This is a genomic window from Clostridium mediterraneense (assembly GCF_900091705.1).
In the GTDB taxonomy this organism is placed as follows: Bacteria; Bacillota; Clostridia; order Clostridiales; family Clostridiaceae; genus Sarcina; species Sarcina mediterraneense.
On the sequence record NZ_LT594785.1, the window covers coordinates 66,333 to 91,709 of the forward strand.

A 25,377-nucleotide genomic window follows, 5' to 3' on the forward strand; every position below is an offset into this window, starting at 1 on the left:
ATCATTTGTAAATTTGCTTGGTACTCCAGGTTCTACTACTTTATTATTATCAGTAACATTTACAATATGATATCCATTAGGTATTTGTGGAGTTTTAAGTCCTGTTTCTGTTCCTGATACTCCAGTTACTGAAACTTCAGGTACTACTGGTTGATTATTTTCATCAACTACTTTTACTGTATCTGTTGAAACCTTTCCTATTGTGTAAACAATTGTTTGATTTTCTACACTTTGTACTGTTGGAACTTCACTTTGTGAAACTTCTTTTCCATTTATAGTAATCTTAATTACTTTATATCCTTCTGGAAGTTTAGGAAGTCCTGTTTCTACCTTAGTTCCTTGAAGATTTACTGTTGTTTTATCTGGAACAACGTTTGTACCATCTTGATATTTTTCTTCAACTGTTGTTGTTGGATTTTTAGCAACAATAACTTCTATATGATCATCAACTTCTTTATTTTGATTATCTGATAAAGTCTTAGGTAATTCGTACTTACCTTTAGTATTTGGTGTAATCACCTTATTATCAACTGTTACCTTTACAATATGATAACCATTTGGAATTTCAGGCATTTGAACATCTATCTTAGCTCCAGGTGCTCCACTTGCTACTTCATGACTTGGAGTTAAAACAGTTCCTGATTCAGTTTTAACATCAACATAAACTTTATCTGTAATATCTTTTTCTACATGATAAATTGTTGTATTATCGCTATTTCCAAATACAGTTGGTACTCCTGTAACAATATTTCCGTTTCCATCAGTTATTTTAACTATATGATAACCTTTTGGAATATCTGGAGTAGTTAATCCTGTCTTACTACCAGTCTTACCTGTTTTTGAAACTACTGGTACAAGTTCTATGTTATTATACATAACCTTTACGGTGTCAGTAGGCATTTTATCTATTGTATATACAATAGTTTGATTATCCTTGCCTTGAACAGTTGGAACTTCATTTTGTGAAACAACTTTTCCATTAACAGTTATCTTTGTAATTTGATATCCGTTTGGTAAATCTGGAATAGCTGTATCAACTTTAGCTCCTGCAAGATTTACAGTTGTTTTACTTGCCACTACTGGTTTTCCGTCTGGATAAACTTCTGAAACTGTAGTATTTGGATTCTTTGCAATATGATAAACAATATTTTGGTTATCATTTGTAAATTTGCTTGGTACTCCAGGTTCTACTACTTTATTATTATCAGTAACATTTACAATATGGTATCCATTAGGTATTTGTGGAGTTTTAAGTCCTGTTTCTGTTCCTGATACTCCAGTTACTGAAACTTCAGGTACTACTGGTTGATTATTTTCATCAACTACTTTTACTGTATCTGTATATTTTTGTACAGGTTGCTCTGGTAATTTTGAAATTACAAATTTAATATGAGTAATTCCTGAATTTTGTAATATACCTACTGTCTTAAACCAATCTGGAGTTACGACTTTTCCATTGACTTCTATCTCATCTAATTTATATCCTAGTTCCTTCATTTCTTCAGCATTAGTTGCTAAATCGACTTTACTTTGTAAAGCCTTAGGTGTTAAATCCCAACTTCCATCATTATCTGGACCATGTCCAAATAATTCTTGTAATGAATGACCATCAACATTCTTTGTTAATTCTTGTTTTGTTAACACTCCAGTTGGAGTTACTACTCCTGAAATCCAAGTATAATTTAAATTTTCACATGGTGGAGTAATTGTAACAACATTACTTGTTGAACCAATATCATCTGTCATATCATAATACTTAAATGCTGAGTTAATTAGTTGATATTTTCCTTTCTGAATTCCTCCTAATTTAACTTTATATTGCATTGTAAAATCTTGTCCACCTTGTACTGTTGGAGTTGCTACATACCCAACAATATCTGATAAATTGGTCTGTCCAGGTACATACTTTATCCAACCACTTTTAGGATTTTCAATATATGACATTTCTCCATTTAATTTATTAGCATCTGGTGATTCTAGTAATTCACGATTAGTTGAGTTTAAAGCTGATTTAGGTAATACCCAAGTTGGTACTCCATTTGTATCTAAAGTCTCTAATGTAGTATTTAATCCGCCTTGACTAACTGCTCCATCTTGACCAGGTAAATTATCACTTCCATTTACAGGTATCTCTCCAACAATCATATATTGTTTTGTAATGCTATCTTCATTATGAATCATATCAGTTAATGTCGTCTCATTATTACTATTTAATGGAGTGGAACTATGCATACAATCAGTTTTTGCCGCTCTAATAATGTCTATTTTTGTGTGGTATATTGTTTGTGGAGGAAGTCCTCCAGCTACAACACTATGATTGGCTATATCATTATAGTTATACTCTAAACCTTGATGTCCATCTGGTCCAACCATTTTTGCACTAATATCTAAATTATTTATCTTATCTGGATTTATATACTGTGCGTTAAATGTAACATTAGGAGAGTCGCTTAAATTAACTTCCCACCCTTCTGGTATATTAACTATTAATTTATCTCCATCAATCTTATAATCACTAGGGCTTAAATTATCCCACATTAATTGTACACCACCAATTAATTTAAATGGTGCCCCCATATTAATTACCATTTGAGACTTATTTGTGAAAGTAAGTTGTGGACCACTTCCAAATCCTGTTACTTGAGCATTAAACATATGTGGTTTATCTAACCAACTAACACCAACCTTTTCAATGGTATTTTGTGAACTCCCACCAAATGGATTATCTACTGAAACCCCTGTATAATCATGAGCCATAACAGCTCCTGATGAAATTCCATGTGAATATCCTGTGTATCTTGTATCTGTAATTTGTGAAATATAATTTGAATTAATTACTTCATCTGTATAATTATTAGGAGGCGACATCATAAACCCTGCGAATTTACCATCTCGTATTAAAACACCATCCTGCTTTGCTTTACCCTGTTCTATTTGTGATTGCATAGTTGAAAGTTCAGTGTTACTATATTTTCCCACTAAGATTCCTAATGTATACGTTCTTGAAATTACCCTATTATTAACACCTCCTGTTGGAGCAGTTATATAATTTCCTGTTATTTTTAGATTTGATTTTGAATCATAAACTCCAGCTGCCACTACAAAATTAACTGAAGGTAGTGGCTGCCCATTCGACATCATCTCTGATATCTCATTTGCTGTATACATTGTACCAATACCATTCATTTCTCCAGTAGCTATTTTCCAAAGAATTTGTTCCTTTTGTTCAGCTGTTCCACTTTTTAATATATCAACCGTATTTTGGTTTAAATTATAATAACATTGAGCATTTTGTGTATATGCACTAATTATTTTACCAAAATCAGAAAACAGAACTTGACCATTTGTAATTAATGAACCTGTTAATACATCATAAGTTCCTTTTAATCCAGCATCTATTGTTGTACCAAAAAAAACATTATCAAAACTAGACATATTACTTAAATCACTACTCTCTGTTGTAGAGAACTGTTGCATATTAATAGGATTCCCCTTAGTAATCAACTCATTTTGTATTACATTTGCTTTACCAACCTCATATTGATTTGTTGTAGCAGCCGTTGCATCTACACCTGAAGGACTGTTAAAAGTTTCATTAACCGGTGTCACATAAATAGGCTGTACAAATCTATTATCTGTATTTGTTGTAATTTTAAATAATTTTTGTACTCCATCCATCAACTTTCCAGATATTGTATAAGTACCATTAGGATTAGATACTAAACCTGGAACATCTAAAGGTGTTATAGTAAAATTTTGACCTTGAGTATATATCTTAAATGTTATACTTGAAGGTTTACTATTATTTACATTATATACTCCAGAGTTATTATTAAGCGTATTATTATTAAAGTTTAAGCTCACGTACTGTATATGTGGTTTTGACTCATCCGGTGTTACCTTTACATTAGGAGCTACATAGTTTAAATAATGCTTTGTTAGTTTAATATCTGGAACATTTATTGGAATTGTCTTCGTACTACCATTTACATCTATATGAAGATCTATATTTGGTATCATATTTACATCCCAATCAGCTTCTCCTATTTTAAATGAAGCTGTTATTGTAAATGTAGATGTACTGTCTAAATTAGTTAAATTTTGTAAATTAACATTTAGTGAATCAAGCATATTTGTAATTGCTTGTTTTTCTTGTGGCGTTTCTGGTTTACCATTTGTTACATATTTAGCAGTTGGATTTGCTGAAAGATAGCACTTTGATATATTATAAAGCTTACCTGATTTACTTCTTAGCGATACAGATATTTTATATGTTATCACTGTACCTGTTGTTGCTATATTCCCTGTTGCAGGAACATTATTTTCAGGTATATATTTATCTGTATTACTTGAAGCACCTAATGCAGTTTTAGAAATATTTACATTTGTAACATTTACTTGTAAGTCACTGGGACTAATTTTTGTTGTACCAGATGTATTAGTTAGCATAGTTGTCTCTTTTATTTTATTATTTACTTTGTTACTACTGGTATATCCTGTGGATGCCATAGAAACTATACTAGTCATAGTAGCCATAGCTACAATAGATTTTAATTTATTACTCTTCATTTATTTCCTCCTTAGTTAGGTTAATATTTATAACAAATAATCTAAATTTATACAGTAGAAATTATTTTTTAGTTTAAAAAATTTTTATAATGAAATCAAACGTAAATATTAACATTTCCGTTTCTGTATTATTACTTTATTAGTACAATCTAGTAACATTATTAAATCCATATCAATAACTAATATTTTTTAATAATTATTATATAGTCTTATATCTTTAATATTTATTACAATTTCCACCATATTAATTATGATGTTGTTAGATAAATTTTTATAAATAAAACAAACATAAATTATCCAATAGAACACAGTAAACTAGATAACTACTATTTAATACACAATTATAAAATAGTACTAATAGACATATGTTAGTAATAGCAGAACAAATATCTTAATAAAAAAAACTAGTAAGATAAATTATCTTACTAGTTTTTTTTATTATTTTTTATTATACCTTCTATTATATTTTTAAACTTATTTAAATTTCCATCATAAATAACAATATTTATATTCATTTCTTTAGCTCTATGAGAAATAGTACTCTTTAGTGGTTTTTTAGTTGCCACAAGAATTTTAATAACATTTTCTCCACCTAATTGACTTGCATATACATTAAGCTCATTTAAAGCAACTTCATCGTATTTTCTAGAATCCTTACATGAAATACAAATAAGTACAGAATCTTTTATTGCAACAACATCTAATTCATTTCTAACTTTTGCTTTATTATCATTCCAAAGAAATAATACTCCACTTTTAACATCATCTATTACTTCTATATCTTCAACAACCTTTTTAGTTAATACTTCTAGCCATGTTCCACTTTTAAAAATAAAACTTTTTAAGAAATCATTTAAAAAGTAGATTTTATAGAATTCATTATTTTCTTTTACTGCTATTTGCTTTCTAGATTCTAAAAACCTTAAAGCATCCCTATAAAATTTAATATCATTACTATTTAAAGCTTCCTTTTTTATTTTCATAAAATCAGGATTCCTATCATCTCTTATAAAAATAGTGTTATCTTGAAGAGTAAGTTTTNATCTGCACTTTGTACTGTTGGAACTTCGTTTTGTGAAACTTCTTTTCCATTTACAGTAATCTTAATTACTTTATATCCTTCTGGAAGCTCTAGAAGACCTGTTTCTACCTTAGTTCCTTGAAGATTTATTGTTGTTTTATCTGGAACAACATTTGTACCGTCTTGGTATTTTTCTTCAACTGTTGTTGTTGGATTTTTAGCAACAATAACTTCTATATGATCATCAACTTCTTGATTTTGATTATCTGATAAAGTCTTAGGTAATTCATATTTTCCATTACTATCTGGAGTAATCATCTTATTATCAACTATAACTTTTACAATATGATAATCCTTTGGAATTTCAGGCATTTGAACATTTACCTTAGCTCCAGGTACTCCACTTGCAACTTCATGACTTGGAGTTAAAACAGTTCCTGATTCAGTTTTAACATCAACATAAACTTTATCTGTAATATCTTTTGCTACATGATAAATTATTGTATTATCGTTGTCTCCAAATGTCTTTGGTACTTCATTAACTTTTTCACCATTTCCATTAGTTATGTTAACTATATGATATCCCTTTGGAATTTCTGGTGTTTTAAGTCCTGTTTCTGTTCCTGTTTTACCTGTTTTTGAAACTGCTGGTATAAGATCTTTATTGTTATAAACAACTTTAACTGTATCAGTTGGCATCTTATCTATTGTATAAATAATAGTTTGATTATCCTTGCTTTGAACAGTTGGAACTTCGTTTTGTGAAACTTCTTTTCCGTTAACAGTTATCTTTGTAATTTGATATCCATTTGGAAGATCTGGAATTGCTGTATCAACTTTAGCTCCTGCAAGATTTACACTTGTTTTATCTGCTACAACCGGTGTTCCGTTTGAATAAACTTCTTTAACTGTAGTTGTTGAATCTTTAGCAATATGATAAATAATATTTTGGTCATCATTTGTAAATTTGCTTGGTACTCCAGGTTCTACTACTTTATTATTATCAGTAACATTTACAATATGGTATCCATTAGGTATTTGTGGAGTTTTAAGTCCTGTTTCTGTTCCTGATACTCCAGTTACTGAAACTTCAGGTACTACTGGTTGATTATTTTCATCAACTACTTTTACTGTATCTGTTGAAACCTTTCCTATTGTGTAAACAATTGTTTGATTTTCTACACTTTGTACTGTTGGAACTTCACTTTGTGAAACTTCTTTTCCATTTATAGTAATCTTAATTACTTTATATCCTTCTGGAAGTTTAGGAAGTCCTGTTTCTACCTTAGTTCCTTGAAGATTTACTGTTGTTTTATCTGGAACAACGTTTGTACCATCTTGATATTTTTCTTCAACTGTTGTTGTTGGATTTTTAGCAACAATAACTTCTATATGATCATCAACTTCTTTATTTTGATTATCTGATAAAGTCTTAGGTAATTCGTACTTACCTTTAGTATTTGGTGTAATCACCTTATTATCAACTGTTACCTTTACAATATGATAACCATTTGGAATTTCAGGCATTTGAACATCTATCTTAGCTCCAGGTGCTCCACTTGCTACTTCATGACTTGGAGTTAAAACAGTTCCTGATTCAGTTTTAACATCAACATAAACTTTATCTGTAATATCTCTTTCTACATGATAAATTGTTGTATTATCGCTATTTCCAAATACTGTTGGTACTCCTGTAACAATATTTCCGTTTCCATCAGTTATTTTAACTATATGATAACCTTTTGGAATATCTGGAATAGTTAATCCTGTCTTGCTACCAGTCTTACCTGTTTTTGAAACTGCTGGTACAAGTTCTGTGTTATTATACATAACTTTTACTGTATCAGTAGGCATTTTATCTATTGTATAAACAATTGTTTGATTATCTGTGCTTTGAACAGTTGGAACTTCATTTTGTGAAACAACCTTTCCGTTAACAGTTATCTTTGTAATTTGATATCCATTTGGAAGTTCTGGAATTGCTGTATCAACTTTAGTTCCAGCAAGGTTTACAGTTGTTTTGTTTTCTACTACTGGTTTTCCGTCTGGATAAACTTCTTCAACTGTAGTACTTGGATCCTTAGCAATATGATAAATAATATTTTGGTCATCATTTGTAAATTTACTTGGCACTCCAGGTTCTACTGTCTTATTGTTATCAGTAACATTTACAATATGGTATCCCTTTGGTATTTGTGGAGTTTTAAGTCCTGTTTCTGTTCCTGAAACTCCAGTTACTGAAACTTCAGGTACTACTGGTTGATTATCTTCATCAACTACCTTTACAGTATCTGTTGAAACCTTTCCTATTGTGTAAACAATTGTTTGATTATCTGCACTTTGTACTGTTGGAACTTCATTTTGCGAAACTTCTTTTCCATTTACAGTAATCTTAATTACTTTATAGCCTTCTGGAAGCTCTGGAAGACCTGTTTCTACCTTAGTTCCTTGAAGATTTACTGTTGTTTTATCCGGAACAACGTTTGTACCGTCTTGATATTTTTCTTCAACCGTTGTTGTTGGATTTTTTGCAACAATAACTTCTATATGATCATCAACTTCTTGATTTTGATTATCTGATAAAGTATTAGGTAATTCATATTTTCCATTACTATCTGGAGTAATCACTTTATTATCAACTGTTACCTTTACAATATGATAATCCTTTGGAATTTCAGGCATTTGAACATTTACCTTAGCTCCAGGTGCCCCACTTGCTACTTCATGGCTTGGAGTTAAAACAGTTCCTGATTCAGTTTTAACATCAATATAAACTTTATCTGTAATATCTTTTTCTACATGATAAATTGTTGTATTATCACTATTTCCAAATGTACTTGGTACTCCAGTTACTTTTTCACCATTCCCATTAGTTATATTAACTATATGATAACCCTTTGGAATATCAGGAATATTTAATCCTGTGTTACTTCCTATCTTACCTGTTTTTGAAACTGATGGTACAACCTCATTTCCTTTATTATCAATAACTTTAACTGTATCTGTTGGCATCTTATCTATTGTATATACAATAGTTTGATTATCCTTGCTTTGAACAGTTGGAACTTCGTTTTGTGAAACTTCTTTTCCGTTAACAGTTATCTTTGTAATTTGATATCCGTTTGGTAAATCTGGAATAGCTGTATCAACTTTAGCTCCTTCTAGATTTGTAGTTGTCTTGTTTGCTACTACTGGCTTTCCATTTGGATAAAATTCTTCAACTGTTGTTATTGGATTCTTAGCAATATGATAAACAATATTTTGGTCATCATTTGTAAATTTACTTGGTACTCCAGGTTCTATTGTCTTATTGTTATCAGTAACATTTACAATATGATATCCTTCTGGTATTTTAGGAGCTTTAAGTCCTGTATCTGTTCCAGAAACCCCAGTTACTGAAACTTCAGGTATCACTGGTTGATTATTTTCATCAACTACCTTTACTGTATCTGTATATTTTTGTACAGGTTGCTCTGGTAATTTTGAAATTACAAATTTAATATGAGTAATTCCTGAATTTTGTAATATACCTACTGTCTTAAACCAATCTGGAGTTACGACTTTTCCATTGACTTCTATCTCATCTAATTTATATCCTAGTTCCTTCATTTCTTCAGCATTAGTTGCTAAATCGACTTTACTTTGTAAAGCCTTAGGTGTTAAATCCCAACTTCCATCATTATCTGGACCATGTCCAAATAATTCTTGTAATGAATGACCATCAACATTCTTTGTTAATTCTTGTTTTGTTAACACTCCAGTTGGAGTTACTACTCCTGAAATCCAAGTATAATTTAAATTTTCACATGGTGGAGTAATTGTAACAACATTACTTGTTGAACCAATATCATCTGTCATATCATAATACTTAAATGCTGAGTTAATTAGTTGATATTTTCCTTTCTGAATTCCTCCTAATTTAACTTTATATTGCATTGTAAAATCTTGTCCACCTTGTACTGTTGGAGTTGCTACATACCCAACAATATCTGATAAATTGGTCTGTCCAGGTACATACTTTATCCAACCACTTTTAGGATTTTCAATATATGACATTTCTCCATTTAATTTATTAGCATCTGGTGATTCTAGTAATTCACGATTAGTTGAGTTTAAAGCTGATTTAGGTAATACCCAAGTTGGTACTCCATTTGTATCTAAAGTCTCTAATGTAGTATTTAATCCGCCTTGACTAACTGCTCCATCTTGACCAGGTAAATTATCACTTCCATTTACAGGTATCTCTCCAACAATCATATATTGTTTTGTAATGCTATCTTCATTATGAATCATATCAGTTAATGTCGTCTCATTATTACTATTTAATGGAGTGGAACTATGCATACAATCAGTTTTTGCCGCTCTAATAATGTCTATTTTTGTGTGGTATATTGTTTGTGGAGGAAGTCCTCCAGCTACAACACTATGATTGGCTATATCATTATAGTTATACTCTAAACCTTGATGTCCATCTGGTCCAACCATTTTTGCACTAATATCTAAATTATTTATCTTATCTGGATTTATATACTGTGCGTTAAATGTAACATTAGGAGAGTCGCTTAAATTAACTTCCCACCCTTCTGGTATATTAACTATTAATTTATCTCCATCAATCTTATAATCACTAGGGCTTAAATTATCCCACATTAATTGTACACCACCAATTAATTTAAATGGTGCCCCCATATTAATTACCATTTGAGACTTATTTGTGAAAGTAAGTTGTGGACCACTTCCAAATCCTGTTACTTGAGCATTAAACATATGTGGTTTATCTAACCAACTAACACCAACCTTTTCAATGGTATTTTGTGAACTCCCACCAAATGGATTATCTACTGAAACCCCTGTATAATCATGAGCCATAACAGCTCCTGATGAAATTCCATGTGAATATCCTGTGTATCTTGTATCTGTAATTTGTGAAATATAATTTGAATTAATTACTTCATCTGTATAATTATTAGGAGGCGACATCATAAACCCTGCGAATTTACCATCTCGTATTAAAACACCATCCTGCTTTGCTTTACCCTGTTCTATTTGTGATTGCATAGTTGAAAGTTCAGTGTTACTATATTTTCCCACTAAGATTCCTAATGTATACGTTCTTGAAATTACCCTATTATTAACACCTCCTGTTGGAGCAGTTATATAATTTCCTGTTATTTTTAGATTTGATTTTGAATCATAAACTCCAGCTGCCACTACAAAATTAACTGAAGGTAGTGGCTGCCCATTCGACATCATCTCTGATATCTCATTTGCTGTATACATTGTACCAATACCATTCATTTCTCCAGTAGCTATTTTCCAAAGAATTTGTTCCTTTTGTTCAGCTGTTCCACTTTTTAATATATCAACCGTATTTTGGTTTAAATTATAATAACATTGAGCATTTTGTGTATATGCACTAATTATTTTACCAAAATCAGAAAACAGAACTTGACCATTTGTAATTAATGAACCTGTTAATACATCATAAGTTCCTTTTAATCCAGCATCTATTGTTGTACCAAAAAAAACATTATCAAAACTAGACATATTACTTAAATCACTACTCTCTGTTGTAGAGAACTGTTGCATATTAATAGGATTCCCCTTAGTAATCAACTCATTTTGTATTACATTTGCTTTACCAACCTCATATTGATTTGTTGTAGCAGCCGTTGCATCTACACCTGAAGGACTGTTAAAAGTTTCATTAACCGGTGTCACATAAATAGGCTGTACAAATCTATTATCTGTATTTGTTGTAATTTTAAATAATTTTTGTACTCCATCCATCAACTTTCCAGATATTGTATAAGTACCATTAGGATTAGATACTAAACCTGGAACATCTAAAGGTGTTATAGTAAAATTTTGACCTTGAGTATATATCTTAAATGTTATACTTGAAGGTTTACTATTATTTACATTATATACTCCAGAGTTATTATTAAGCGTATTATTATTAAAGTTTAAGCTCACGTACTGTATATGTGGTTTTGACTCATCCGGTGTTACCTTTACATTAGGAGCTACATAGTTTAAATAATGCTTTGTTAGTTTAATATCTGGAACATTTATTGGAATTGTCTTCGTACTACCATTTACATCTATATGAAGATCTATATTTGGTATCATATTTACATCCCAATCAGCTTCTCCTATTTTAAATGAAGCTGTTATTGTAAATGTAGATGTACTGTCTAAATTAGTTAAATTTTGTAAATTAACATTTAGTGAATCAAGCATATTTGTAATTGCTTGTTTTTCTTGTGGCGTTTCTGGTTTACCATTTGTTACATATTTAGCAGTTGGATTTGCTGAAAGATAGCACTTTGATATATTATAAAGCTTACCTGATTTACTTCTTAGCGATACAGATATTTTATATGTTATCACTGTACCTGTTGTTGCTATATTCCCTGTTGCAGGAACATTATTTTCAGGTATATATTTATCTGTATTACTTGAAGCACCTAATGCAGTTTTAGAAATATTTACATTTGTAACATTTACTTGTAAGTCACTGGGACTAATTTTTGTTGTACCAGATGTATTAGTTAGCATAGTTGTCTCTTTTATTTTATTATTTACTTTGTTACTACTGGTATATCCTGTGGATGCCATAGAAACTATACTAGTCATAGTAGCCATAGCTACAATAGATTTTAATTTATTACTCTTCATTTATTTCCTCCTTAGTTAGGTTAATATTTATAACAAATAATCTAAATTTATACAGTAGAAATTATTTTTTAGTTTAAAAAATTTTTATAATGAAATCAAACGTAAATATTAACATTTCCGTTTCTGTATTATTACTTTATTAGTACAATCTAGTAACATTATTAAATCCATATCAATAACTAATATTTTTTAATAATTATTATATAGTCTTATATCTTTAATATTTATTACAATTTCCACCATATTAATTATGATGTTGTTAGATAAATTTTTATAAATAAAACAAACATAAATTATCCAATAGAACACAGTAAACTAGATAACTACTATTTAATACACAATTATAAAATAGTACTAATAGACATATGTTAGTAATAGCAGAACAAATATCTTAATAAAAAAAACTAGTAAGATAAATTATCTTACTAGTTTTTTTTATTATTTTTTATTATACCTTCTATTATATTTTTAAACTTATTTAAATTTCCATCATAAATAACAATATTTATATTCATTTCTTTAGCTCTATGAGAAATAGTACTCTTTAGTGGTTTTTTAGTTGCCACAAGAATTTTAATAACATTTTCTCCACCTAATTGACTTGCATATACATTAAGCTCATTTAAAGCAACTTCATCGTATTTTCTAGAATCCTTACATGAAATACAAATAAGTACAGAATCTTTTATTGCAACAACATCTAATTCATTTCTAACTTTTGCTTTATTATCATTCCAAAGAAATAATACTCCACTTTTAACATCATCTATTACTTCTATATCTTCAACAACCTTTTTAGTTAATACTTCTAGCCATGTTCCACTTTTAAAAATAAAACTTTTTAAGAAATCATTTAAAAAGTAGATTTTATAGAATTCATTATTTTCTTTTACTGCTATTTGCTTTCTAGATTCTAAAAACCTTAAAGCATCCCTATAAAATTTAATATCATTACTATTTAAAGCTTCCTTTTTTATTTTCATAAAATCAGGATTCCTATCATCTCTTATAAAAATAGTGTTATCTTGAAGAGTAAGTTTTACCTCTTCCCACTTATCAAGATTATTTGATATCCAACTTGTGATTTCATCTATAACTCCTTTATTATAAAACTCAGTAGAATCTATAATTATAGAACCACCTATGCTTTTTATAATATCTTCGATATTTAAATCTACAAAACTATTTTGTTTTTCAAAAACTCCATCTTTAGTAAGAGTTATAAGCTTTTCATTTTTTATATCTACATATCTACAATCAATATTATGTTTTAGACAAAAGCTATNCATCATAAGTTCCTTTTAATCCAGCATCTATTGTTGTACCAAAAAAAACATTATCAAAACTAGACATATTACTTAAATCACTACTCTCTGTTGTAGAGAACTGTTGCATATTAATAGGATTCCCCTTAGTAATCAACTCATTTTGTATTACATTTGCTTTACCAACCTCATATTGATTTGTTGTAGCAGCCGTTGCATCTACACCTGAAGGACTGTTAAAAGTTTCATTAACCGGTGTCACATAAATAGGCTGTACAAATCTATTATCTGTATTTGTTGTAATTTTAAATAATTTTTGTACTCCATCCATCAACTTTCCAGATATTGTATAAGTACCATTAGGATTAGATACTAAACCTGGAACATCTAAAGGTGTTATAGTAAAATTTTGACCTTGAGTATATATCTTAAATGTTATACTTGAAGGTTTACTATTATTTACATTATATACTCCAGAGTTATTATTAAGCGTATTATTATTAAAGTTTAAGCTCACGTACTGTATATGTGGTTTTGACTCATCCGGTGTTACCTTTACATTAGGAGCTACATAGTTTAAATAATGCTTTGTTAGTTTAATATCTGGAACATTTATTGGAATTGTCTTCGTACTACCATTTACATCTATATGAAGATCTATATTTGGTATCATATTTACATCCCAATCAGCTTCTCCTATTTTAAATGAAGCTGTTATTGTAAATGTAGATGTACTGTCTAAATTAGTTAAATTTTGTAAATTAACATTTAGTGAATCAAGCATATTTGTAATTGCTTGTTTTTCTTGTGGCGTTTCTGGTTTACCATTTGTTACATATTTAGCAGTTGGATTTGCTGAAAGATAGCACTTTGATATATTATAAAGCTTACCTGATTTACTTCTTAGCGATACAGATATTTTATATGTTATCACTGTACCTGTTGTTGCTATATTCCCTGTTGCAGGAACATTATTTTCAGGTATATATTTATCTGTATTACTTGAAGCACCTAATGCAGTTTTAGAAATATTTACATTTGTAACATTTACTTGTAAGTCACTGGGACTAATTTTTGTTGTACCAGATGTATTAGTTAGCATAGTTGTCTCTTTTATTTTATTATTTACTTTGTTACTACTGGTATATCCTGTGGATGCCATAGAAACTATACTAGTCATAGTAGCCATAGCTACAATAGATTTTAATTTATTACTCTTCATTTATTTCCTCCTTAGTTAGGTTAATATTTATAACAAATAATCTAAATTTATACAGTAGAAATTATTTTTTAGTTTAAAAAATTTTTATAATGAAATCAAACGTAAATATTAACATTTCCGTTTCTGTATTATTACTTTATTAGTACAATCTAGTAACATTATTAAATCCATATCAATAACTAATATTTTTTAATAATTATTATATAGTCTTATATCTTTAATATTTATTACAATTTCCACCATATTAATTATGATGTTGTTAGATAAATTTTTATAAATAAAACAAACATAAATTATCCAATAGAACACAGTAAACTAGATAACTACTATTTAATACACAATTATAAAATAGTACTAATAGACATATGTTAGTAATAGCAGAACAAATATCTTAATAAAAAAAACTAGTAAGATAAATTATCTTACTAGTTTTTTTTATTATTTTTTATTATACCTTCTATTATATTTTTAAACTTATTTAAATTTCCATCATAAATAACAATATTTATATTCATTTCTTTAGCTCTATGAGAAATAGTACTCTTTAGTGGTTTTTTAGTTGCCACAAGAATTTTAATAACATTTTCTCCACCTAATTGACTTGCATATACATTAAGCTCATTTAAAGCAACTTCATCGTATTTTCTAGAATCCTTACATGAAATACAAATAAGTACAGAATCTTTTATTGCAACAACATCTAATTCATTTCTAACTTTTGCTTTATTATCATTCCAAAGAAATAATACTCCACTTTTAACATCATCTATTACTTCTATATCTTCAACAACCTTTTTAGTTAATACTTCTAGCCATGTTCCACTTTTAAAAATAAAACTTTTTAAGAAATCATTTAAAAAGTAGATTTTATAGAATTCATTATTTTCTTTTACTGCTATTTGCTTTCTAGATTCTAAAAACCTTAAAGCATCCCTATAAAATTTAATATCATTACTATTTAAAGCTTCCTTTTTTATTTTCATAAAATCAGGATTCCTATCATCTCTTATAAAAATAGTGTTATCTTGAAGAGTAAGTTTTACCTCTTCCCACTTATCAAGATTATTTGATATCCAACTTGTGATTTCATCTATAACTCCTTTATTATAAAACTCAGTAGAATCTATAATTATAGAACCACCTATGCTTTTTATAATATCTTCGATATTTAAATCTACAAAACTATTTTGTTTTTCAAAAACTCCATCTTTAGTAAGAGTTATAAGCTTTTCATTTTTTATATCTACATATCTACAATCAATATTATGTTTTAGACAAAAGCTATAAACCATAAGTGTACAAAGCTTTTTTCCTGAAGTTAAATTACAAACGGCCTCCATTCCTTCATAAGAAGTTATTATCCTCTCTATACTACACGGATTATCTATACTTAATCTTTTATATTCAAATATACAACTCGGAAATTTCTCATTATAATATCTTTTTAATTTTTCTAATTGTATTTTTTCAAAGCTTTCTGTATAAAAAAATAATATATTTTTAGGTTTATATTTTTCTGTAAGTAAGATACTAGCCTCATTATGTTCATCAAAAATATTAATAAGTAAATCAAAAGTCATAAAACACTACCTCAACTTTTCTATTAATTACTAATATCTTCTACTCTTTTATATATTTCTATTCACCTCTTATAAACAAAAAGGATGTGCTCTCTACTGAGCACATCCTTTTTAATCAAATTTGAAGTCTTTAGGTATTCTTTTCATTATATCCTTAAACCAGAAAGTAAACTCGTCAGGTCTATTTTCCATCCAAACAACAAGTTTATCATAACTAATCCATTTAACTTCACAAACTTCATCCCTATTAAAATTACTTATATCACCATTATATGTTCCTGTATAAACATGGTCTATTTCATTTTCATATAATTCATTACTAAATTTGCACTTATAATGGAAGGTAAACTCTTCTTTTAACTCAACATCTTTAATTCCAAGTTCTTCTGTTATTCTTCTATTTGCAGCATCTAATAAAGTTTCTCCCTCTCTTTGATGACTACAACAAGTATTAGTCCATTCGCCTGGTGAATGATATTTTTCTAAAGCCCTTCTTTGAAGTAATAGCTCATTTTTATCATTAAATAAAAGAACAGAAAATGCTCTATGAAGTATACCCTTTTCATGAACTTCTATCTTTTCTTGATACAAAATTATATTATCGTTAGTATCTACTACTGCTATATATTCCAATAGTCTTCCTCCTTAGTTTTAAAAAATATCTATATTATCTTTAATATTATCTAAATTCTAGTACTCTTATTATACTATTAATCTTTGTATTATTTACTTAAATATAAAAATAAAATATCAGATGAATTATAGTATACTTCTAATTTTAAAATTTCTCTATGCTATAATATCTTTATTATATGACTTTAAAGTTAGCTATTAAAAATCTAATTAGCTTTTTAATAGTTAGATTAGTTTATTGAAAGGATGTAGGACATAAATGAAAATAAATTTTTTAGTTTTTTCATATAAAATACCTAGTGAACCTTCTAAAAATAGAGTTTATATTTGGAGATCTATGAAAAACCTTGGAGCTGTTTATCTACAACAAGGTGTTGCTCTCTTTCCTCAAAAAGAAGATATACTTACTAAATTAAAAAAATTAAATGATAAAGTTAAATCTTTTGAAGGTGCAAAATCAACATTAAGTGAATTAAGCTTCCTAAGTAAAGAAGATGAAGATTCTATTATAAATGAATTTAACTCACAATCAATAAATGAATATACTGAATTCATAAAGAACTGCAAAAATACAATTTATGAATTAGATAGAGAAAGTGAAGAAAATAATTATGACTTTCTTGAATTTGAAGAGGCTGAAGAGGATATAAAAAAACTTGAGCTATGGTTAAAAAAAATATATAAAAGAGATTATTTTAATTGTGGAATGTATGATGAGGCTTTATCTTATTTAGAAAAAACTAAATTAAGAGTTAAAGATTATGGAGATAATGTCTTTAAAGCAGATCCCAATAAAGCATAATAAAAAATACCTATGAACAAAATTGTTCATAGGTATTTTTTATTTAAACTATATTTTTATTGATTTATAAATTTAAAACTATTATAATTTGAAACATACATTACATGTAACATTCGTTACTTATAATTTTAGTTACATTTTAAAAATAAACTTAATTAAATAACAAAAGAAAAATTTAAAAAGGAGAGATTAAAATTGGAAAAAATTAAAGGATACACCAAAGATAAAAATTATAATTTAATAACCTTAGTACTTTTATGGAGTGCAATAGTAGTTATGTCTAGCTTATATGTAACAATACCTTTAATTAGTTACTTTTCAAATCATTTTTCAGTAAATAGCTCTATATCGGTTTGGACATCTAGTATATTTTCTATTACTTTTGCTATTGGATCACTATTCTATGGACCTTTATCTAATAAATACGGAAAGAAAAAAGTAATTTTAATAGGACTAATATTTTTAACCATCTTTTCTTTCCTAACAGGAATTTCAGATAATATATATATGATAATAATATGTAGAGCATTCCAAGGTCTTGCAGCTGCTACATTTTCACCAGTTGCTCTATCATATATAATGGAGTTCTTCCCAACTAATAAAAAAGTTTTAGCTTTAGGCTTTATCAGTACTGGATTTTTAATAGCAGGAATTGTAGGACAAGTCTTTAGTAAATATGTAGCCTTTAATTTTAGATGGAACTATGTATTTTTAATACTTGCACTAATTTATATAATAACTATTATTCTAGTTACTTTATTTGTTCCATCATTTCCAGCTACAAAAGCTGACTTAAGTATTTTAACTAGTATAAAATCTTTAGCTAATCCATTAAAAATAGTAAACTTAAGATTTATTTATGTTGTTTCTTTTGTATCATTACTATCATTTGTTTCTATGTATGCAGTACTTAATTCTTATCTAACTACTAACAAATTTAACTTATGTAATAATGATATTTTATATATTAATGCATTAGGAATACTTGGAATGTTATTCTCACCTATATCAAGTAATTTAATAAAAAGATTTTCTATACTATCAGTATTAAGAATATCTTTACTGATATCAGTAATATCTCTTGTATTTATTGGATTTATCAATAATCTAATTCTTCTTATTATAGTAAGTATTATTTTTGTTTTAGGAATTTCTCTTGCAGTACCAGCTCTTATTGCTCTTATAGGTGTGGCTAGTGGAAAAGATAAAGGAAGTGCAGTATCCCTACATACATTTATACTTTTTATTGGTACAAGTGTTGGACCTATTCTTACTGTAGATTTAATAAACAATAATGAATTTATTTTAGCCTTTATATTAATTGCAATAATCTTATTGATAGGTATTATTTCAACTTTCTTTGTAAAAAACCTAAACAAATAAATTTATATAAAAAAAACACCAAGTTTAATATTAAACTTGGTGTTTTTTTATTTGGTGCGTCAGAGAGGATTCGAACCCCCGACCAATCGGTTCGTAGCCGACTACTCTATCCAGCTGAGCTACTAACGCATAATACTTAAAGATTTTATCATAAAATGCATAATAAATCAAGTTTTAGAAACATTCTATATAATTATATTATATGTATTTATCCTAAAATAATGTGCCACTTAATTTAAAAAATAAAAAAAGGAGATACCATTTGAAAATATCTCCTTCTTATTGCAAAACTACTTTATATTACTTTTTAGTAGCATAAACTATATAGATTTCTTTTTCATCTATAATAGTTTTAACCTCAAATCCATTTAACATGCTTGCAGTCTCTTCCGCTGGTGCAAGTCCTAATGAAATTTCATTTGCTACCCTCTTGTGATGTCCATTTAAATCTTTTCTACCCATTCCATGGCATATAACAAATTTTCCGTTTTCTTTTAATATGCTATGGATATGGCTTATAAATTTTTCTGGTTCTAAGAAATGTGGAAATGCATTGTATATAATTATAAAATCAAACTTCTTATCTTTTATATTAAATACATCTTCACATAAAAATTCTATTCTAGGATCATTATATTTTTCTTTAGCTTGTTTAATCATATTTTCAGCAATATCTACTGCTAATATAGATTTTGGATTATGCTTTATTAAGAATTCTTCCATAATCCCTGTTCCACAAGCTATATCTAATATTTCTGAGTTTTCTTCAAGCTCTGATATTTTAAGTATTTTTTCAACCTTTTCTGCATCAGCTATTGAATGACTATCCCAGTCTGCTGCTCTATTATTGAAATATTCCTTTATTTTATCCATTATAAACGCCAGCTTTCTTTAAAACCTTAGCTAAATAAGGAATGATAATCCATTGAAGTAATATTCCAGGGAATCCCTTAATAAATACTCCAAATAAAGCAGCTTCTAGTGCTACATGATGATGTCTCATACCTAATAATATTATAAGAACTACAGCATAAACTATATTTGCAATTATTTCTGCTATAACTACATTTATAAAATTATTAACCTTATTTCTAAGTAATCCTGTAACAAGTCCCATAACTCCTAATTGGAACATCATTGTTATTGCTATTGGAAATAATGGTGGCATATGTGTAAGTACTGATGATAATATTGGTGTCACAATCCCTAAAGCTAAACCATATCTCCAACCAAGTATTAAACCACCTAAAAGAATAGTTAAATCCATTGGTGAGAATATCTTACCTGGTTCTGTTCCAAATAGCATAAAGAAATATGGTAAAACTATTCCTATTGCTAATAATAATCCTGCTATTGCTAAATTTCTAGCTGGACTACTAGTTCTAGCTTGACTATTCATAAAATACCTCTTTCTATTTTATCTAAATTTAAAAACTAATTTATTGATTAAATACTAAATACTCTTTAAATATTACTATATTTTATAAGATTTAAAGAATACTTGATATTCTATTATCAATTAACAATCAATTTTCATCTATAAAATTCACTTATCAAGTATATACCATTAGATATATCTATTCAATGTAAATCAAATTAATAAAAATAGACAAAGATATATCAAAATTTTATCGTTTTGGTATTAAGAAACTTTCTTAATCATCAATTTTATAAATAAAAAAGCTAAGATAAAAAATCCTAGCTTCTTTTTATATTTATGAAATTATAAAGTTTGCTTTACTTCCTTTAAATTCACTAGCTGTTACTTCAAGTCTTGCATCTACTCTTTCCTTAAGTTCTGTAACATGAGATATTATTCCTACAAGTCTTCCCCCCTTTTGTAGATTTAATAAACATTCAATAGCATTATCTAATGATTCAGGATCAAGTGTTCCAAAACCTTCATCAACAAACATAGTATCTATAGATATTCCACCTGCATAACTTTGTATAACATCTGCAAGTCCTAAAGCAAGTGATAGAGCTGCTTTAAAGCTTTCTCCACCTGAAAGTGAATTTATTCCTCTAATACTTCCTGTATTATTATCAAAGACTTCTAGTTCAAGTCCTTTTCTACCATTACCTTTTCCTTCACTTTCTTTTCTCTTTAGATGGAATCTACCATTAGTCATTTTATCAAGTCTTTGATTAGCCATTAAAATAATTTCATCAAAATATGAAGTTAAAATATAACTTTCAAAGCTTACTTTTTTATCATTCCCCTTATCTCCATTTGCTACACTACTAAGATGCGCAACATCTTTGTAGATATCTTCTTTATCTTTAATTTTTACTGTCACTTCTTTTATCTTATCTCTACAATCTTTATTATGAGTAACTCTATTTAATAATTTATTTATTTCATCAGCAAAGTTCTTATCCTTTAATTCTAAATCTAAAATTTTATCTTTCAATATAGAAATTTCAGAATCAAGTTTTTCCTTATCTTTTACTTCTACTTCTTCTAATCTTTCTTTACTTTTTTCTAATAAAGCTTCATATGCTTTTAAGTTTTCATAATAAGATTTTATTCTATTTTCTATAAGCTCTAAGTTATCCACAGCCAAAGCAGTCTTATAGTTATCCACAGAAATAAATCCTTCTAAGTTTAAACTGTTTATAAATTCTTTCTCTAAGTTATCCACAAGTTCTTTAACTTTAGATAATTCATTTTCTGCTATTTGTCTTGCCTTAGATGAAGCTGAATATTTTTCATTTAAATCAAAATAATTTTTCTCTGCATCATCAAGAGATTTTTTAAGTTTTTCTAAAAGCTCAATATTAGAATTCTTTTCTTTTACTATAAGATTCTTATCTCTAAGATTTTCTGGTACTTGTTTTTCTATATTACTAAGAGATTCTTTTGCTGCTGAAATATCTGAACTAAGCCTTAATTTATTTTCTAAAACTCTTTCATTAGAAATAGTAAGCTCTTTTATGCTTTGCTTAACTAATTCAAGTTCTTTTTGCTTTGCTTCTAATAACTTAACTTCAGCTTCTATTTCCTTATATTCATTTCTTTTCTTTTCAACAAGAGAACTCATCTTAATGCCATTATCCTGGACAAGAATTCTTTGCTTATTTTCACTAAGTTTAAAGAAATCTTCTGATAAAATATCTAATATTTCTTTTGCACTAGGATAAATTGTATTCTCATAAAACTTTTCTATTTCATTATTAAGTAGCTTTAATTCTGTAAATCCTTCATCTCTTTTTTTACTTTCAGCATCAAATTTTACTTTTAACTTTTCAAGTTCATCTTCTGTTGGAACATTATCTTGCATTTTTGCCTTATTTGGATGTTCTGTTGAACCACAAACTGGACAATTCTCTCCATCTATTAGCATTTGTGCTAATATACCAGCTTGCCCACTTCTAAATAAATCATCTGCTTCTTCATATATTTTCTTTGCATCTTTATAAGATTTATCAATAAGCTTAAACTCTTCAGCCTTTTTATCATGATCCATCTTTTTATATCTAACATTTTCATAGTTATTAAATAAAGTTTTAAGTTTATCAGCATTTGCTCTTGCTTCCTTACCTTCATAAATAAGCTTCTCCATCTTAGCTTTTGCATCTCTAAACTTTTCAATATAAACTTCTAATTCTTCTTTATCTTTTTCACTTTTAGTAAGAAGAGTTTTTACTCTATTAATTTCTTTATCTAAGATTTGTAGCTCTCTTTCAAGATTTTGAACTGCTTTAAGTTTTATATCATATTCAGACACTATTTGTTCTTGCTTTTTAAGTTCTTCAATTTTAATATTTAAAGCTTCAATCTTAGTTTTATTTAGCTTTTCTTGTTCTAATAACTCCTTAGCTTTTACTAAAGAATCTTTAAGCTCTTTTTCTTTTAAAGTATAATTCTTTAAATCTTCTTCCCTTTGAAGCATATCTTTCTTAGAATTATTTAATTTATCTTCTACAACTTTTACTCTTTGAGCCTTACGTCCACTTTCAAGTTTCTTTTCAAATTCATTTACTTGATTTATCTTAGCTAAATGTTCTTTAAGCTTTGAATCATTTTCTTCAAACTCTAATATAGATTTTTTATCAAGCTCAAATCTTCTTTTCTTCTCATCAAGTTCTTTAAGACTCTTCTTTAAACTTTCTTCCTCTTCTTTCATCCTAGTAGCTTCTTTTTTATCAGAATCTATAAAAACTTCTAAACTATCTAAAACTCTATTTATATCAACATCTTCACTTTCTATAAGTGATTCTAAAAGGCTATTTTCATCTGCTTTAATTTGTCTTACATAAACATCTCTTTCAGTTTTGCTTCCCTTAAGTTCAGAAGCAAGAACTTTTGCTTTAGAAGTAAGCTTGTCTTGAATCTTATTAAAGCTCTCTGTTCCAAATATTCTTCTAAATATTTTTTCTCTATCCCCAGAACTAGCCTTTAATAACTTTAAAAACTCTCCTTGTGGTAACATTACTATTTGTCTAAATTGATCTTTATCTACACCTAAAATTTCTTTGATTCTTTCATCAACATCTTTAATTCTAGTTAAAGGCTTTTCACCATCTGGAAGATATAATTCAACTGCTGCAAGTTCTTTTTTTAATCCATCACCTTTTTTCTTATTTAGCATTTGCTCTGGATTTCTTATTATTTTATATATTTTCCCTCTAAGTTCAAACTCAAGTTCAACATATGTTTTAACAGAACCATCTGCATAATCACTTCTAAGTGAGGTAACATCTCTAAAATCACCTGATGGAGAACCATATAAAGCATAACTCACTGCATCAAAAATAGTAGTCTTTCCAGCCCCTGTTTTACCTGTAACAAGAAAAATATTTCTTCCATTAAGCTTTGTAAAATCTATTTCCTGCTTATCTGCATAATTAGCAAAAGCACTCAAAGTTAATTTTAATGGCTTCATTTAAATTTCTCCCTCCACTTCTTCAATAATTTTTGAAACAATATTCTCTCTTTCACTTGATAACTCTGTTTGAGTAACATTTTCATAAAAATCTTTGAAAAGCTCTATCTTTGATTTTTCTCTTTGAGCTTTATTAACTTCAATCATTTTAAAATCAAGGGTTTTATCAACTGCTCTTTTTAATCCCATAATATTAGGATATACAGCTCTAAGACTTGCCATTGGTTCATGAAGTTCTCCCTCATCTGTTAAATAAGCAAAAATGTAATCATTTATATTACTATTTTTATAAAATTCTTTATTTATAAGTTCTTCTAAATTTCCTTTAATGCTTCTCATATCTCTTGTTGGAGCAAGAGGCTTTAATTCAATTTTTATATCATCTTCTGAAATATCTACAAAAGTTAAACTCTTCTTATGATTTTCTTCTGAAAATGAATATTTAAGTGGTGAACCTGAATATCTCACTCTATCACTTCCAATTTTTTGAGCTCCATGTAAATGTCCAAGTGCCACATAATCAAATCCATCAAAAACTCTAGCTGAAATAATATCAGTTCCCCCCATACTTAAAGGTCTTTCAGAATCACTAAGTTCAAGTCCACTTTCTTTTAAAATTTCATCTCTTGATTTATTTTCTCTATCTGCAAGATTACTTATATATCCATGGGCAACAATAACAGCTTTTCTGCTTCTATCTCTATTTAAATTAATTTCGCTTGTAATTTTTTGCATAGCTTCTTCATGAGTCTTTATATCATTATCCTCATAAATATGTCTAACTAAAGCTGGATCACAATAAGGTATTAAATAAAAATCTGTATCTTTTATAGTTACAGGTTTAATATTTCTTTTAAGCTCTCCTTCTATATATAAACCTTGTTTTTGAAGTAGTGAACTAGCAAAAGAAAGTCTCTCTCCACTATCATGATTACCTGATATAGCTATTATAGGTATTCCAAGTTCTAATACTATCTTGCTAAAATACTCATTTAAAAGTTCAACAGCTTTAGCAGGTGGAACACTTCTATCATATAAATCTCCTGCAATAACAAGAGCATCTGGTTTTTCTTCATTTAATAAATCAACTAAATTATCTAAAATATATCTCTGATCATCCAGCATAGAAAATTCATTTACTACTTTTCCTATATGCCAATCTGCTGTATGAATAAATCTCATAACCTCCACCTCAACTTTACATAATTTCCTTATATTAATTATAACTTAATCTAATAAAAAAAGAGATAAATAACAATATTTATCTCTCCATTAACTTAAACTAATTAAAAAAATAAAAATAGCTGTATCCTAAATAGATACAGCTATTTT

11 protein-coding genes and 1 tRNA gene are annotated in these 25,377 nt (G+C 28.0%); 2 read left to right on the top strand and 10 right to left on the bottom strand.

Going from position 1 to position 25,377, the window contains the following annotated elements; genetic code table 11:
- The 5 genes from BN8917_RS14325 to idi all read right to left on the bottom strand — a co-directional run.
- Positions 1-4,569, bottom strand: a 4,569-nt coding sequence (locus tag BN8917_RS14325) for a hypothetical protein (protein WP_159426723.1), incomplete at its 3' end; no start/stop codon positions are given.
- Positions 4,570-4,994: 425 nt separating this feature from the next.
- Entirely contained in the window at positions 4,995-5,552 is a 558-nt protein-coding gene (locus BN8917_RS02320; RefSeq protein WP_066870099.1) for a Card1-like endonuclease domain-containing protein, read from the bottom strand.
- Between the two features lie 7,144 nt (positions 5,553-12,696).
- Positions 12,697-13,563: a Card1-like endonuclease domain-containing protein gene (locus BN8917_RS02330; protein WP_084748449.1), complete on the bottom strand. Its 867-nt coding sequence runs from the start codon at positions 13,561-13,563 to the stop codon at positions 12,697-12,699.
- Positions 13,564-15,183: 1,620 nt separating this feature from the next.
- The gene (locus BN8917_RS02340) at positions 15,184-16,338 is read right to left on the bottom strand and encodes a Card1-like endonuclease domain-containing protein (RefSeq protein ID WP_066870111.1); all 1,155 of its coding nucleotides are present in this window, start codon (positions 16,336-16,338) and stop codon (positions 15,184-15,186) included.
- A gap of 111 nt (positions 16,339-16,449) precedes the next feature.
- Positions 16,450-16,971, bottom strand: a complete 522-nt coding sequence (gene idi / locus BN8917_RS02345) for an isopentenyl-diphosphate Delta-isomerase (RefSeq protein WP_066870114.1) — start codon at positions 16,969-16,971, stop codon at positions 16,450-16,452.
- A gap of 259 nt (positions 16,972-17,230) precedes the next feature.
- Between idi and BN8917_RS02350 the strand changes: the two genes are divergently transcribed.
- A complete protein-coding gene (locus BN8917_RS02350; protein ID WP_066870117.1) occupies positions 17,231-17,773 on the top strand; it encodes a Chromate resistance protein ChrB in 543 nt (180 codons plus the stop codon).
- A gap of 195 nt (positions 17,774-17,968) precedes the next feature.
- On the top strand, positions 17,969-19,156 hold the full coding sequence (locus BN8917_RS02355; protein WP_066870121.1) for an MFS transporter: 1,188 nt from the start codon (positions 17,969-17,971) through the stop codon (positions 19,154-19,156).
- Between the two features lie 52 nt (positions 19,157-19,208).
- Here BN8917_RS02355 and BN8917_RS02360 read toward each other — a convergent pair.
- The 5 genes from BN8917_RS02360 to BN8917_RS02380 form a co-directional block, all read right to left on the bottom strand.
- Positions 19,209-19,285: transfer RNA gene (locus tag BN8917_RS02360), tRNA-Arg, on the bottom strand.
- A gap of 171 nt (positions 19,286-19,456) precedes the next feature.
- Positions 19,457-20,029 carry a class I SAM-dependent methyltransferase gene (locus BN8917_RS02365; protein WP_066870124.1) on the bottom strand — a complete coding sequence of 191 codons (573 nt, stop codon included), beginning with the start codon at positions 20,027-20,029 and terminating at the stop codon, positions 19,457-19,459.
- Complete coding sequence (locus tag BN8917_RS02370) at positions 20,022-20,555, bottom strand: ECF transporter S component (RefSeq protein WP_066870127.1); 534 nt, start codon at positions 20,553-20,555, stop codon at positions 20,022-20,024. Before BN8917_RS02370 ends, BN8917_RS02365 begins: the two co-directional genes overlap by 8 nt.
- 316 nt (positions 20,556-20,871) lie before the next feature.
- Entirely contained in the window at positions 20,872-24,045 is a 3,174-nt protein-coding gene (locus tag BN8917_RS02375) for an AAA family ATPase (RefSeq protein WP_066870130.1), read from the bottom strand.
- Positions 24,046-25,227: an exonuclease SbcCD subunit D gene (locus BN8917_RS02380; RefSeq protein WP_066870133.1), complete on the bottom strand. Its 1,182-nt coding sequence runs from the start codon at positions 25,225-25,227 to the stop codon at positions 24,046-24,048.
- Positions 25,228-25,377 lie beyond the last annotated feature (150 nt).